This is a genomic window from Phytohabitans sp. LJ34 (assembly GCF_052068095.1).
Lineage (GTDB): Bacteria > Actinomycetota > Actinomycetes > Mycobacteriales > Micromonosporaceae > Phytohabitans.
In genome coordinates this window covers 49,457-61,526 of record NZ_JBQHDG010000039.1, presented here as the reverse complement: position 1 = coordinate 61,526, position 12,070 = coordinate 49,457, and the positions used below count along the sequence as shown (strand labels likewise).

The 12,070-nt window shown below is 73.4% G+C and carries 14 protein-coding genes and 1 pseudogene; 8 read left to right on the top strand and 7 right to left on the bottom strand.

Features of this window, described 5'->3' with window-relative positions; genetic code table 11:
* A pseudogene (locus ACTMTJ_RS43335) lies at window positions 1–998 on the top strand (hypothetical protein); the annotation flags it as partial.
* A gap of 9 nt (window positions 999–1,007) precedes the next feature.
* Complete coding sequence (locus tag ACTMTJ_RS43330; RefSeq protein WP_441224681.1) at window positions 1,008–2,093, top strand: polyprenyl synthetase family protein; 1,086 nt, start codon at window positions 1,008–1,010, stop codon at window positions 2,091–2,093.
* Between the two features lie 11 nt (window positions 2,094–2,104).
* Here ACTMTJ_RS43330 and ACTMTJ_RS43325 read toward each other — a convergent pair whose 3' ends face one another.
* From ACTMTJ_RS43325 to ACTMTJ_RS43310, 4 genes are all read right to left on the bottom strand, one after another.
* Window positions 2,105–2,566: a barstar family protein gene (locus tag ACTMTJ_RS43325; RefSeq protein ID WP_441224679.1), complete on the bottom strand. Its 462-nt coding sequence runs from the start codon at window positions 2,564–2,566 to the stop codon at window positions 2,105–2,107.
* Between the two features lie 158 nt (window positions 2,567–2,724).
* Window positions 2,725–3,033: a lycopene cyclase domain-containing protein gene (locus tag ACTMTJ_RS43320; protein WP_441224678.1), complete on the bottom strand. Its 309-nt coding sequence runs from the start codon at window positions 3,031–3,033 to the stop codon at window positions 2,725–2,727.
* Window positions 3,030–3,344 carry a lycopene cyclase domain-containing protein gene (locus ACTMTJ_RS43315; protein WP_441224677.1) on the bottom strand — a complete coding sequence of 105 codons (315 nt, stop codon included), beginning with the start codon at window positions 3,342–3,344 and terminating at the stop codon, window positions 3,030–3,032. The genes ACTMTJ_RS43320 and ACTMTJ_RS43315 overlap by 4 nt, the downstream gene beginning before the upstream one ends.
* Window positions 3,345–3,346: 2 nt before the next feature.
* Window positions 3,347–3,703, bottom strand: coding sequence for an Rv2175c family DNA-binding protein (locus ACTMTJ_RS43310; RefSeq protein WP_441224675.1), 357 nt, complete (start codon window positions 3,701–3,703; stop codon window positions 3,347–3,349).
* A 143-nt stretch (window positions 3,704–3,846) separates the two neighbouring features.
* Here ACTMTJ_RS43310 and ACTMTJ_RS43305 point away from each other — a divergent pair, with 143 nt between their 5' ends.
* The 5 genes from ACTMTJ_RS43305 to bfr are packed head-to-tail and all read left to right on the top strand — an operon-like array spanning window position 3,847 to window position 8,151.
* Window positions 3,847–4,446 (top strand): hypothetical protein, encoded by a 600-nt coding sequence (locus ACTMTJ_RS43305; protein WP_441224673.1) that lies wholly within the window; start codon window positions 3,847–3,849, stop codon window positions 4,444–4,446.
* 42 nt (window positions 4,447–4,488) lie between these two features.
* Window positions 4,489–6,447 carry a Stk1 family PASTA domain-containing Ser/Thr kinase gene (gene pknB / locus ACTMTJ_RS43300; RefSeq protein WP_441224672.1) on the top strand — a complete coding sequence of 653 codons (1,959 nt, stop codon included), beginning with the start codon at window positions 4,489–4,491 and terminating at the stop codon, window positions 6,445–6,447.
* On the top strand, window positions 6,434–7,366 hold the full coding sequence (locus tag ACTMTJ_RS43295; RefSeq protein WP_441224670.1) for a deoxyribonuclease IV: 933 nt from the start codon (window positions 6,434–6,436) through the stop codon (window positions 7,364–7,366). Before pknB ends, ACTMTJ_RS43295 begins: the two co-directional genes overlap by 14 nt.
* Window positions 7,367–7,422: 56 nt before the next feature.
* Complete coding sequence (locus ACTMTJ_RS43290; RefSeq protein ID WP_441224668.1) at window positions 7,423–7,614, top strand: (2Fe-2S)-binding protein; 192 nt, start codon at window positions 7,423–7,425, stop codon at window positions 7,612–7,614.
* A gap of 54 nt (window positions 7,615–7,668) precedes the next feature.
* Window positions 7,669–8,151 (top strand): bacterioferritin, encoded by a 483-nt coding sequence (gene bfr / locus ACTMTJ_RS43285; RefSeq protein WP_441224666.1) that lies wholly within the window; start codon window positions 7,669–7,671, stop codon window positions 8,149–8,151.
* A 4-nt stretch (window positions 8,152–8,155) separates the two neighbouring features.
* Here bfr and ACTMTJ_RS43280 read toward each other — a convergent pair whose 3' ends face one another.
* Window positions 8,156–8,692: an SRPBCC family protein gene (locus tag ACTMTJ_RS43280; RefSeq protein WP_441224664.1), complete on the bottom strand. Its 537-nt coding sequence runs from the start codon at window positions 8,690–8,692 to the stop codon at window positions 8,156–8,158.
* Between the two features lie 51 nt (window positions 8,693–8,743).
* Here ACTMTJ_RS43280 and ACTMTJ_RS43275 point away from each other — a divergent pair, with 51 nt between their 5' ends.
* A complete protein-coding gene (locus tag ACTMTJ_RS43275) occupies window positions 8,744–9,313 on the top strand; it encodes a GNAT family N-acetyltransferase (RefSeq protein WP_441224662.1) in 570 nt (189 codons plus the stop codon).
* A gap of 320 nt (window positions 9,314–9,633) precedes the next feature.
* On the opposite strand, the gene ACTMTJ_RS43270 is transcribed toward ACTMTJ_RS43275, so the two are convergent.
* Window positions 9,634–10,662 carry a threonine aldolase family protein gene (locus ACTMTJ_RS43270; protein WP_441224660.1) on the bottom strand — a complete coding sequence of 343 codons (1,029 nt, stop codon included), beginning with the start codon at window positions 10,660–10,662 and terminating at the stop codon, window positions 9,634–9,636.
* A complete protein-coding gene (locus ACTMTJ_RS43265; RefSeq protein ID WP_441224659.1) occupies window positions 10,655–12,046 on the bottom strand; it encodes a class II 3-deoxy-7-phosphoheptulonate synthase in 1,392 nt (463 codons plus the stop codon). Before ACTMTJ_RS43265 ends, ACTMTJ_RS43270 begins: the two co-directional genes overlap by 8 nt.
* Window positions 12,047–12,070 lie beyond the last annotated feature (24 nt).

The following is a 12,070-nucleotide window of genomic DNA, read 5'->3' as shown; positions in this document are numbered from 1 at the left end:
CGGGCGACCCGGCCGCCGCGGGCGGGGGCGGCGGCGGCCGGGCGGGCGGCGCCGGGCGGCGCGGCGGCGGGGCCGACCCCGACACGGTGGCCGCCACCGTCGCCCTCCTGCGCCGGCAAGACGATCTCGTCGGCGGCGCCGACCTGGCCGGGCCCGCCGGCCACGAGCTCGGCGCGACATTCGGCCGGCCGGAGTCAGCGCCGGCGAGCCGGCGGCTGCTCGGGCTGGTGGCCGAGGCCGCCCAGCTCACCGGCTGGCTGGCCGCCGACGCGGGTGACCCGGCCGGCGCGCTCGCCGCCTACCACACCGCCCTCGCCGCGGCCGCCGGCGCCGGCGACCGTCCGCTCGCCGCGCACGTGCTCGGCTCGGCGAGTCACCTGCTCGCCGGCCACGGCGACCCGCGCGGGGCACTGCTGCTGGCCCGCACCGGGCTGGCCGGCGCCGGCCGCTCGGCCTCGGCCGGGCTGCGCGCGCTGCTGCTGCACCGGGTGGCGTTCGCGGCGGCGCTCTGCGGCGAGCGGCGGGCCGCACACGCCGCGCTCGGCCGGGCCGTCACGGCCGCCGCCGGGCGTGACCCGGCACAGGATCCGCCCTGGCTCTACTGGCTGGACACGGGCGAGCTGTCCGCGATGGCCGGGCGCTGCCTCGCCGCGCTGGGCCGCCCGCTGCGCGCCGAGCCGCTGCTCACCGCCGCCGTGGGCCGCGCCGGGCAGCCACGCACCGCCGCCCTCTACGGCGCCTGGCTGGCCCGGGTCTGCCTCGACCTCGGCGAGGTGGAGCGGGCCGGTCAGGTCGCCGTCGACGCCCTGCTCGACGCGGTCCGCTCCGGGTCCGCGCGGGCGGCCGCCGATGTCGCCGGTGTGCGCCCGCGGCTGGCCGCGCACCGCGACGTGCCCGAGGCGCGGCGGTTCGCCGAGCTGGCCACGGCGTGCCGTGCCTATCTGCCCGAAGTTGCACGGACAGGGCCCCCGAAGGCGGTGGAGATCAGGAGCGACTAGCGTCGTGATGTGGCCGCAGACGACCCCTCATCGTCGCCCGTCGACCGCGCCGACCTGCGCACCCGTGTCGACAAGGCGCTCGCCGAGTTCCTTGCCCGGCGGCGTGACTGGCTCGCGACCGTCGACGAGGCGGTGCTGCCGATCGCCGACGCGATCGAGGATTTTGTGCTCGGCGGCGGCAAGCGGCTGCGGCCCGCGTTCGCCTATTGGGGCTACCGCGCGGCCGGCGGCGCCGACTCCGACCGGGTCGTCGCCACCGTGGCGGCGCTGGAGTTCGTGCAGGCCAGCGCGCTGATCCACGACGACCTCATGGATCGCTCCGACACCCGGCGAGGCGAGCCGGCGGTGCATCGCCGGTTCGCGGCGCGACACCGCGCGGAGGGGTGGCGGGGCGATCCGGACGCGTTCGGCGACTCGGCCGCGATCCTGCTCGGCGACCTCTGCCTGGTCTGGTCCGACGAGCTGCTGCACGCCGGCGGGCTGCCGCCGGAGACACTCGCCCGGGCCCGCCCGGTCTTCGACGAGATGCGCACCGAGGTCACCGTCGGGCAGTACCTCGACGTGTTCGCCCAGGCCACCGCACACACGTCGGTCGAGCTGGCCGGCAAGGTCGCCCGTTACAAGGCCGCCAAGTACACGGTGGAGCGGCCGCTGCTGCTCGGCGCCACGCTGGCCGACGCGCCCCCGGCGGTGCTGGCCGGCCTGTCGGCGTACGGGCTGCCCCTCGGCGAGGCGTTCCAGCTCCGCGACGACGTGCTCGGCGTCTTCGGCGACCCGGCGCAGACGGGCAAGCCGGCCGGCGACGACCTGCGCGAGGGCAAGCGCACCTACCTGGTGGCGGCGGCCTTCGAGGCGGGCGGCGCCGCCGACCGGGCGTTGCTGGACACCCGACTCGGCGACCCGGCCCTCGACCCGGCCGGCGTGGCCGCGCTGCGCGACGTGATCACGGCGACCGGGGCGCTCGACCGCACCGAGGCCCGCATCGCCGAGCTGACCACGGTCGCCCTCGACGCGCTCGCCGCCGCCGACGTCACCGCCGAAGCCCGCGATGTGCTGAGGGACCTGGCCGCCGCCGCCACCGCACGCAACGAGTGATCGCCGCGCGGCTACAGGGTGGGGATCAGCCCCCTGCCGTCCGGTGTTTCGGCCGGGCCCGGCCCGCGGAGCAGCACGTAGAGCGGGGGCAGGCCGGACTCGCGGCGGGCGGCGGTGGCTTCGCCGAGCACCTGGTACGCCTGGCCCCAGGCCTTGGCATCGGTGCGGGCGAGCACGCCGTACTGCTCCCAGAGCAGCACGTGCCCCTGCCCCGCGAGCCAGGACAGGTCGCCGAGGCAGTCGTAGAAGGCGTCCCAGCTGCGGCCGAACCACGCGGGAAAGGCCAGCTCGGCCGCGCAGCGGTCCAGGAGGTCCAGCCGGCCCGTGACGCCCCGGCCGTCCAGCGGGTGTGTGGCCCAGCCGACGGCAGCGAGCTCGCGGCGCACGGCGCTCGGGTGCGCCCGGGACAGCCAGCGGTAGATCCCCGGCGGGCGCGTACCCTCCAGGACCGCGGCGAGCCGCGCCGTCGTCACCCGGCTCCCCCTCCTGAGCCTTCTCCCCCGCGCCACGCCGCATCTTGGGCCCCCACGTCCCTCGGCGCGCGCGCCTGTTGGCGAAGTGTCCCCGCCGAGCCTCGTCGAATCAACCCCGCCGATTGCCCGTTCGGGCAGGTCACAGAGGGAGGAAGGCCTTATCCGGGCACGCTCCGGTCACGGCGCCCCCACCAGGTCCAGGTCGAGAGCGTGAGCAGCACCAGCGCGAAGCCGAAGAGCAGGTCCTCCACCGGCGCGTAGACCAGGCGGAGCCCGAGGATGGCGTCGGGGTCGTACCGGACGATCCCCCGCCCGGTCAGGATCCCGTTGGAGATCAGCTGGAATAACACGATGATCGGGTACGTCGCCCAGAAGACCCGCCGCCGCAGCAGCCAGGTGCGCAGCACGAAGATGTCGACCAGCACCGCACCGGCCACGCCCAGCAGCGCCGCCGCCGTGTAGGTCACCGGTCGCCCAGGACTTTTCGGACCGCCTCGAAGCCGAGGACCGCGCAAACGGGCACCACCACGAAGAAGAGCAGCTCGTCGAGGGGCAGCCCGCCGGGAAACACGACACCCGTGGTCTGCGCCGGGTCGAAGCTCCAGTGACCGGCGGCGATGGCCAGCAGATCCCAGACCACGAAGACGGCCACGACCGGCGCCAGCGTGAGCAGGAGGCGCCGCCACTGCCGCAGCACGCCCACCCGCAGCGCCGGCTCGAGCCAGAGCGCCCCCGCGAGGCAGCCGGCGAGCACGGCCAGATAGGTGAGGTGCCGCACGGTCAGAAGCCCAGCGCCTGCGCCCGCCGCTTGACCTCGGTGGCGCGGCCGGTGCTGAGCGCGTCCGCGGGCATACCCGGAAGGGTGTCGTCGGGCTCGTAGAGCCACCGCAGGGCCTCTTCGTCGTTGTACCCAGCGTCGTGCAGCAGCGTAAGGACGCCGGGGAGGTGCTTGAGCACGGTGCGGTTTACCACGAGCTCAGCGGGCACCCTCAGCGCGCCGTCTCGCCGCACGGCGAGCAACGCGTGGTCGCGGACCATCTGGTTGACCTTGTTGACCGGCAGCTCGAGGCGCTCGGCGACCTCCGGCAGGGTCAGCCAGGCAGCGGGTCCACCGGATGCCGGTGCGGAATCGGTCACCCGCTCACCCTGCCACGCCGTACCCGAAGCACACCAGCACCCCTGACTTTCCCCCGTACCCCGCGCGTTCCGGCGGCTTGACCGGCGGACGCGCCCGTTTCGGGCGGCGGTGACCCCTGGCCGGCCGCCGGAAGGACCTTGTCGTGAGGAACGTTGGCCGTGAGGTGTCGGGCGCCTGGCGCTCGCTCCGGTACGACCTGACCCGGCGGCCCGTGCCGCCGGTCGACGACGCACCGACCGACCTGATCTACCCGGAGTACGAGCCGGTGCACCGGCCGCGCCGGCGGCTGGTGCTCGCCGCGACGACGTTCGGGGCGCTCTCGCTGGTCGGCGCCACCGGCACCTACTTCGCGGTGATCAACGGCCTCAGCGCGCTGGCCAGTGAGGAGACGGCGCCGCCGAAGCAGCTGCCCGCGGTGGCCGGTGCCCCGTCGCCGACGCCGACCGTGCGGGGCGTGGCGCCCGTACCGAGCGCGACGCCCGGCCGGACCGGGCCGCCGCCGGCGGGCGGGGCCGCGCCGTCGCCGAGCGGGCGGGCGGTGCTCGGCAAGGCGCCGGCGCGGCCGGGAGCGCCCCGGCCGACCTGCGCCTGCGTGACCCCGCCGGTGCCGACGCCCACCTCGCCACCGCCCGTGGCGGAGACGCCGGACCCGCCGGTGAGCAGCACTCCACCGGCCCCGACGGGCTCCGCATCGCCCGACCCCACACCCGGACCGAGTGACCCGCCGCCCGCAGGTGGATAGGCTCCTGCCACCGGGCCTGAGGAAGACATAGACTGCCTGCCGATGGAGATACAGGTCGCCGACACTTTGCTGGGCACGCTGGTCGACGGGCGCTACCGCATCCGCGGTCGGGTCGCCCGTGGCGGCATGGCGACCGTCTACATGGGTGTCGACGAGCGGCTCGAGCGCACGGTCGCCCTCAAGATAATCAACCCGGCCCAGGTCCGCGAGGCGCGCTTCGTCGAGCGGTTCACCGACGAGGCCAAGACGATCGCGCTGCTCACCCACCCCAACGTGGTGGCCGTCTACGACCAGGGCACCCACGGCGGCCTGCCCTACCTCGTGATGGAGTACGTGCGCGGGCGCACCCTCCGCGACGTGCTGGCCGAGCGCGGCCGGCTCAACCCAGGCGAGGCGCTGGCGATCCTGGAGCAGATGCTCTCGGCGATCGCGGCCGCCCACCGGGCCGGGCTCGTCCACCGCGACGTCAAGCCGGAAAACGTGCTGGTGGCCGAGGCGCCGAGCGGCGGTTCGGGAAACCTCGTCGACAGCGTGGTCAAGGTCGCCGACTTCGGTCTCGCCCGCGCGGTCGAGGCCAGCGCCGAGGACGAGGCCGGCGGCCAGCTGATGGCCACGGTGGCATACGTGGCGCCCGAGCTCGTCACCAACGGTCACGCCGACGCGCGCACCGACGTGTACTCGGCGGGCATCGTGCTCTTCGAGATGCTCACCGGCCGCGTGCCGTACGACGGCGACAAGCCGGTCGAGGTCGCTTGGCAGCACGTCGACCGCGACGTGCCGCCGCCCTCCTCGATCGTGCACAACCTGCCCGAGGCGCTCGACGACCTCGTCGCCCGCGCCACCCGGCGCGACCCGGGCGCCCGGCCGACCGACGCCGGCGCGCTGCTCGCCGAGGTGCAGCAGGTCCGCGACGACCTGGGAAACTCGGCCAACGCGAGCACCGCCGTGCTGCGGCAGGTGGCCCAGCCCACCCAGATCGTCGCTCCGATCTCACCGGTCGACCGGCCCTCGTGGGCCCGGCTGCCGGAGCAGAAGCCGCAGCCGACGCGCCGCGGCCGCCGCGCCGCACCGCCGCCCCCGGAGGGCATCGGCGAGCGGCTGGGCAGCATCCGCCTGCGGCTGCTCGGCGACCCGCGCGCCCGCCTGGCGGTCGTGGCCGCCGCCGCGGTCCTGCTGCTGCTCGCGGTGATCGGCATCTGGTGGGCCGGCTTCGGCCGCTACACGGTCGCCCCGCAGCTGGTCAGCATGAGCAAGGCCGAGGCGGAAGCACGGGCCGCGAGCGGTGGCTTCGAGATCCAGTACGCCGACGGTCGATACGACGAACAGGTCGCCAAAGACGTCGTGCTCGCGCAGGATCCGCCGTCGACGTCGCGGATCGTCAAGGGCGGCACGCTCACGCTCACCCTCTCGCTCGGCCCGGAGCGCTACGACGTCCCCGACGTGGTAGGCAAGGACCTCGCCCAGGCCAAGGCCGACATCGAGGGCGCCAAGCTGGTGCTCAAGGAGGGCCCGGCCAAGTTCGACGACAAGCTCCCCAAGGGCGTCGTCCTGGCCGTCAACCCGGAGGCCGGCACCCAGGTCAAGCCCGGCACGACGGTGACCGTGACGGTCAGCAAGGGCCGCGCGCCGATCACCGTGCCCGAGGTCGTCGGCAAGAACATCAACGACGCCCGCGCGCAGCTGCAAGCGCTCGGCCTGGTGGTCGTCGAGCAGTACAAGGACGACAACAGGGCCAAGGACGAGGTGATCGCGCAGACCCCGACCAGCGGCTCGGGCGTCGAGCAGGGCGCGGAGATCAAGCTCGAGGTCAGCAAGGGCCCGCCGCTGGTCACCGTCTCGCGGGTCATCGACCTGCCCTGCCAGCAGGGCAAGCAGGTGCTGGAGGGCCAGGGCCTGCGGGTGCGGATCGACTTCAACCCCAACGGTGTCGTCCGCATCCAGAACCCGACGGAAAACACCCAGGTCGCGCCCGGCAGCGAGGTCGTCATTGGGTGCTTCTAAGCCCGCCGCCCGCACCCGGCCGAGGAGACGGCCCGCGGCGCGGGCCGGCGAGCCGGCAAAACCGCGGCCCGTCGGCTCCCACACCCCCACGGCGGGCGGGCTGGCCAAGGCCGCCTTGCCCTACGTCGACGGCGCCGGGTCCGAGGTCGCCCAGGTCTACGTCTCCAACTCCCGGGGCTGGGCGCTGCCGCCCGGCGACCCGGCGCAGGACGAGGCGTTTCAGGCCGGGTGCGCCGAGCGCGGGCTGGCCGCGTACATCCACGCCTCCCTGCTGGTCAACCTCGGCTCGCCGACGGCCGCCACGGTCGAGCGGTCGGCGGAGACCCTCGCCCACGCGCTGGCCCGGGGCGCGGCGATCGGCGCCGCCGGGGTGGTCTTCCATGCCGGCAGCGCGGTCGACGAGGGCCACGCGAGCGTGGCGCTGAAGCAGATGGGCGAGGCGCTGCTCCCCCTGCTCGACCGGGCCGCGGCGACCGGTGAGCCCAAGCTGCTCGTCGAGCCGACCGCTGGTGGCGGCCGCTCGCTGGCCTCGAAGATGGAGCACCTGGGGCCGTACCTCGACGCGGTCGACCGCCACCCCTGGCTGGGCGTCTGCTTCGACACCTGCCACGCCTGGGCGGCCGGCCACGACCTTGGCACGCCGGGCGGCATGGCCGCGACTCTCGACGCGCTCGTCGCGGCGGCGGGCCCCGATCGGCTGTGGCTCGTACACGCCAACGACTCCCGCGACCCGTGCGGCTCCACCCGCGATCGGCACGAGACGATCGGCAAGGGCATGATCGGCGAGGCCGCCTTCGGCGAGTTGATGCGCCACCCGGCGACCGCCGGCGTACCCGTGGTGGTGGAAACACCCACCGAGGGATTTGTGGGCCATGCCTCGGACATTGCGCACCTAAAGAGTCTCCGCGCCCTTGCGTGACCTGGCACTTTAGGGCACCCTTACTGAGGCCAGGCTAACCACAGTAAGGGCTGTCTATGTACGTCTGCATCTGCGCCCGTGTCCGCGAGGGCGAGGTCCGCACCGCCATCCGGCTGGGGGCGCGCTCCGAGGAGTCCGTGGGCGACGCGTGCGGCGCCGGCACCGGCTGTGGCACCTGCCTGGACCGCATCTGTGACTTGATCGACGAGGAGAACTCCGCCGACACGCTGCTGCCACTGGCTGCCTGACCTGCGATAGGGCGTAGGCTCACCCCCACACGTTCACCTGTGGGGGTCTTCGGCATGCAAGGCGACGCTCGCGTCATCGAGTTTCTCAACGAACAGTTGACCGCGGAGCTGACCGCGATCAACCAGTACTTCCTGCACGCCAAGATGCAGGAAAACTGGGGCTACACCAAGCTCGCCAAGCACACGAAGCACGAGTCGATCGACGAGATGCGCCACGCCGAGGTGCTGACCGATCGCATCCTCTTCCTCGAGGGCCTGCCCAACTACCAGAAACTCTTCGCGCTCCGGATCGGCGAGACGGTCAAGGAGCAGTTCGAGTGCGACATGAAGATCGAGGTGGAGGCGGTCGACCGGCTGCGCCGCGGCATCGAGTACATGCGCTCGATCGGCGACGTGACCTCGGCCAAGATCTTCGAGGACATCCTCGAAGACGAGGAGCACCACGTCGACTACCTGGAGACCCAGCTCGGCCTCATCGAAAAGCTGGGCGAGGCGCTCTACCTGCAAAACGTGACCGAGCACCCCGACCCGTCGTAGCGGCTCAGCTCAGGTCGAGCCGCTCGGCGTAGCCGTCGCGCAGCTCCTCCCACCCGAAGTCCTTCGCCTCGTCGGCCACGATGGGCCCGATCGGCCGGCCGTCGAGCAGCAGGTCGGCCACGTCGAGGCAGATGTGCCAGCCAGCCGCGACCATCGGCACCCAGGTGCGGTCGCGCACCGTGTGCCGCAGTGTCAGCCGGGTCCCCTCCCCGGTCGGCTCCAGCTCCCAGCGCATCAGGTCGCCGCCCCAGTCGTAGACCAGCAACGCCGGCGGCAAGGCCTCCAGCACCTCACCGGGCGTGGTCTCGGGCTCCCCTTCGCCACCGAGCATCGTGAACGCCGCCGGCCCCACCCCGCCGAGGTCGCGGTCCGGCACGAACGGCGCCCACTCGCGCAGCTGCCCCGGCTCGACAAGCGCACCCCACACCTTCTCCCGGGGGTGGCGGAAGTCGCGGATGAACACCAGCGTCCACTCGTCACCCTTACCTCGCTCGGCGGCGACATCGGCCAAGGCTCCGGGCTTGTAGTCGGATCTCTCCATAAGCCCTATATTCCTCGCGAGGCATATAGCTGTCAAGGTAAGCTGGCGGCCGTGATCGAGGTACACCCGGCCGCCGCCGACCGGTGGGATGACCTGGTCGAGCTCTTCGGGCCGAGCGGGGCCTACTCGGGCTGCTGGTGCATGTGGTTTCGGGTGCCGGGCAGCGAGTTCAGCCGCAACGGCAACGCCGGCAACCGCGCCGCCCTCCAGTCGCTTGTGGACGGTGGCGAGGCGGTCGGCCTGCTCGGATACTCCGCAGGGCAGCCGGTCGGCTGGTGCACGGTCGCGCCCCGCACCGTGTACACCCGGATCCTGCGCTCCCCCGCGCTCAAGCCCGAGGAGCCGGCGGAGGCCGGCGTGTGGTCGGTGCCGTGCTTCTTCACCCGCCGCGACAGCCGCGGCGGCGGCGTGTCGGCGGCCATGCTCGACGCGGCCGTGGCGCACGCCCGAGCCGCGGGCGCGGCGGCACTTGAGGGCTACCCGGTCGACACCAGCAGCGGCCGCACGCCCCCGCCGGCCGAGCTCTACACCGGCACGGTCGCGCTCTTCACCAAGGCCGGCTTCGACATCCGCCGCCGCCCCGCGACCGGCCGCCGGGTCGTGATGCGCCGGACCCTTTAGCGAGCTACCGCGACGTCCGCCGTGGTCCAGACCGTCGCTCCCGCGGCCTCACCCGTCCGCTGTTGGTCACGGCTACCCACAAACACTCCGACCAACAGGACGCGAGAGATCACCGAGGGCTTTTGTTGCGTCACATCTGTGCTCGCGAAGGCGGCGGAGGGCTTGGCCCGCGGACCTGGCAGTGGAGGTCGGGGGTTTCGGCGAGCCTTGGCGAGCCGCCGACCGGAACGGTGCCCGCGGGAGCATACGGTCCGCAGCTGACACGGACGGGGGCAAATATGCCTCTGTAAGGCGCTACGACCACGCCGGACCCGCCAGCGCTAGGCCTTGAGGATGCGGGTCAGTGTCTCGATGGCCCGGTCGGTGCCGGCGTCGTCGATGTCGAGGTGGGTGACCAGACGCACCAGGCGGGCCCCCAGCACGCTGACAAGCACGCCGTCGGCGCGGGCCGCGGCGGCGAGGGCGGGGGCGTCGAGGGCGGCGGCGCTGAGGTCGAGGACGACGATGTTGGTGCGGACGGTGCCGCTCACCACGCCGAACGGTGCCAGCGCGTCCGCGAGCCGCGCCGCCCGCGCGTGGTCGTCGGCGAGGCGCTCGATGTGGTTGGCGAGGGCGTAGCGGCCGGCCGCGGCCAGCACGCCCGCCTGGCGCATGCCGCCGCCCAGGCGCTTGCGGATCAGCCGGCCTTCGGCGATCCGCTCGGCGCCGCCGACCACCAGCGAGCCCACCGGTGCGCCGAGGCCTTTGGAGAGGCAGACCGAGAGCGTGTCGAAGAGCCGGCCGTAGGTGGCGAGCGGCACTCCCTCGGCGACGTGGGCGTTCCAGATGCGGGCGCCGTCGCAGTGCAGCGCCACCGCGGCCTGGTCGGCGACCTGGCGGAGGCGCTCGAGCGTGGCCAGCGGGATGACCTCGCCGCCGGCGCGGTTGTGGGTCTGCTCGACGGCGATCGCCTCGGTGGCGACCACGTAGGGCGCGCGGGTGCGGATCATCGCGGCGACCACGTCCGGGTCGAGGGCGCCGCCCGCCGCCGGCCAGGTGCGGGTGGAGATGCCGCCGAGCGCGGCGGCGGCGCCCACCTCGTACGTCACCACGTGGGCATCGGCGTCGCACAGCAGCTCGCTGGCGCGCGGGGTGACGAGCTGGAGCGCGATCTGGTTGGCCATCGAGCCGGTCGGCGTGAAGAGCGCCGCCTCGTGGCCGAAGAGCGCGGCGACCTCGGCCTCCAGCGCGTTGACCGTCGGGTCTTCGCCGTAGACGTCGTCGCCCAGGTCGGCCTCGCCGATCGCCCGCCACATGCCGGGGGTGGGCTTGGTGACGGTGTCCGAGCGCAGGTCGACGGTCTCAGCCACGAAGCATCTCCGCCACGAGGAAGGCCAGCTCCAGCGACTGCTGGGTGTTGAGGCGGGGGTCGCAGGCCGTCTCGTACCGGTCGGGCAGGTGCACGTCTTCGATCGCCTGCGCGCCGCCGAGGCACTCGGTGACGTCTTCGCCGGTCAGCTCGATGTGCAGGCCGCCCGGGTGGGTGTTGAGGTTGCGGTGCACTTCGAAGTAGCCCAGCACCTCGTCGACGATCCGGTCGAAGTGGCGGGTCTTGTATCCGTTGGACGACTCGATCGTGTTGCCGTGCATCGGGTCGCACTGCCAGACCACCTTGGCGCCGCTCGCGGTGACCTTCTCCACGATCGGCGGGAGGGCGTCGCGCACCTTGTGGTTGCCCATCCGGGAGACGAGCGTGAGGCGGCCCGGCACGTTGTCCGGGTTGAGCTTTTCGCACAGCTCGATCGCCTGCTCCGGCGTGGTGGTCGGGCCGAGCTTGACGCCGATCGGGTTGGCCAGGCGCGACACGAAGTCGATGTGCGCGCCGTCGATCTGCCGCGTGCGCTCGCCCACCCACAGGAAATGGCCGGACAGCCCGTACGCCCGGCCGCCGGCGACCCGGGTGAGCGCCCGGTCGTACTCCAGCGCCAGCGCCTCGTGCGAGCAGTAGAGCGTGACGGTGCGCAGCGCGTCGTCGTCGGTCATGCCGCACGCCTGGATGAACGCGAGGGCCCGGTCGATCTCCCGCGCGATCGCCTCGTAGCGCTCGCCGGCGGGCGAGTCGCGCACGAAGCCTTTGTTCCAGTCGTGGACGGCGTGCAGGTCGGCGAGCCCGCCGCCGAGGTAGGCGCGGAGCATGTTCATCGCGGCGGCCGAGTTGGCGTACGCCCGGATCATCCGCTGCGGATCGGCCACCCGCGCCTCGGGCGTGGCGTCCAGCGAGTTGATCAGGTCGCCCCGGTAGGCCGGCAGGCCCAGTGCGTCGGTCAGCGCCGATCGCGGCTTGGTGTACTGGCCGGCGACCCGGGCCACCTTCACCACGGGGAGCGACGCCCCGTATGTGAGTACGACCGCCATCTGGAGCAGCGTGCGCGCGTTGGCGGAGAGGTGGCTGTCGGTGTTGTCGGCGAACGTCTCGGCACAGTCGCCGCCCTGAAGCAGAAACGCCTCGCCCGCCGCCACGAGCGCGAGCCGATCGCGCAGCTGGTCGACCTCGTATGGCGCGACGATGGGCGGCACGTTGTCGAGCACGGCGCACACCTCGTCGACCACGGCTACGTCCGGCCACGGCGGCGTCTGTGCCCTCGGCAGGGTCCTCCAGCGGTCAAGGCCCAACGCCCTGACCTCGGGAGAGTCGTCGGTCGGGCGTCCGATCTCGAGCCCGGGATTACGAACCTGGTGCCACTCCTGGCGCATGCATGAGAGCCTACGGCGCCCTTC

Excerpts from the sequence above, each read along its gene's own strand:
- pknB (WP_441224672.1), top strand. The coding sequence starts at position 4,489 with ATGGAGATACAGGTCGCCGACACTTTGCTGGGCACGCTGGTCGACGGG.
- ACTMTJ_RS43290 (WP_441224668.1), top strand. The coding sequence starts at position 7,423 with ATGTACGTCTGCATCTGCGCCCGTGTCCGCGAGGGCGAGGTCCGCACC.
- bfr (WP_441224666.1), top strand. The coding sequence starts at position 7,669 with ATGCAAGGCGACGCTCGCGTCATCGAGTTTCTCAACGAACAGTTGACC.
- ACTMTJ_RS43280 (WP_441224664.1), bottom strand. The coding sequence starts at position 8,692 with ATGGAGAGATCCGACTACAAGCCCGGAGCCTTGGCCGATGTCGCCGCC.
- ACTMTJ_RS43265 (WP_441224659.1), bottom strand. The coding sequence starts at position 12,046 with ATGCGCCAGGAGTGGCACCAGGTTCGTAATCCCGGGCTCGAGATCGGA.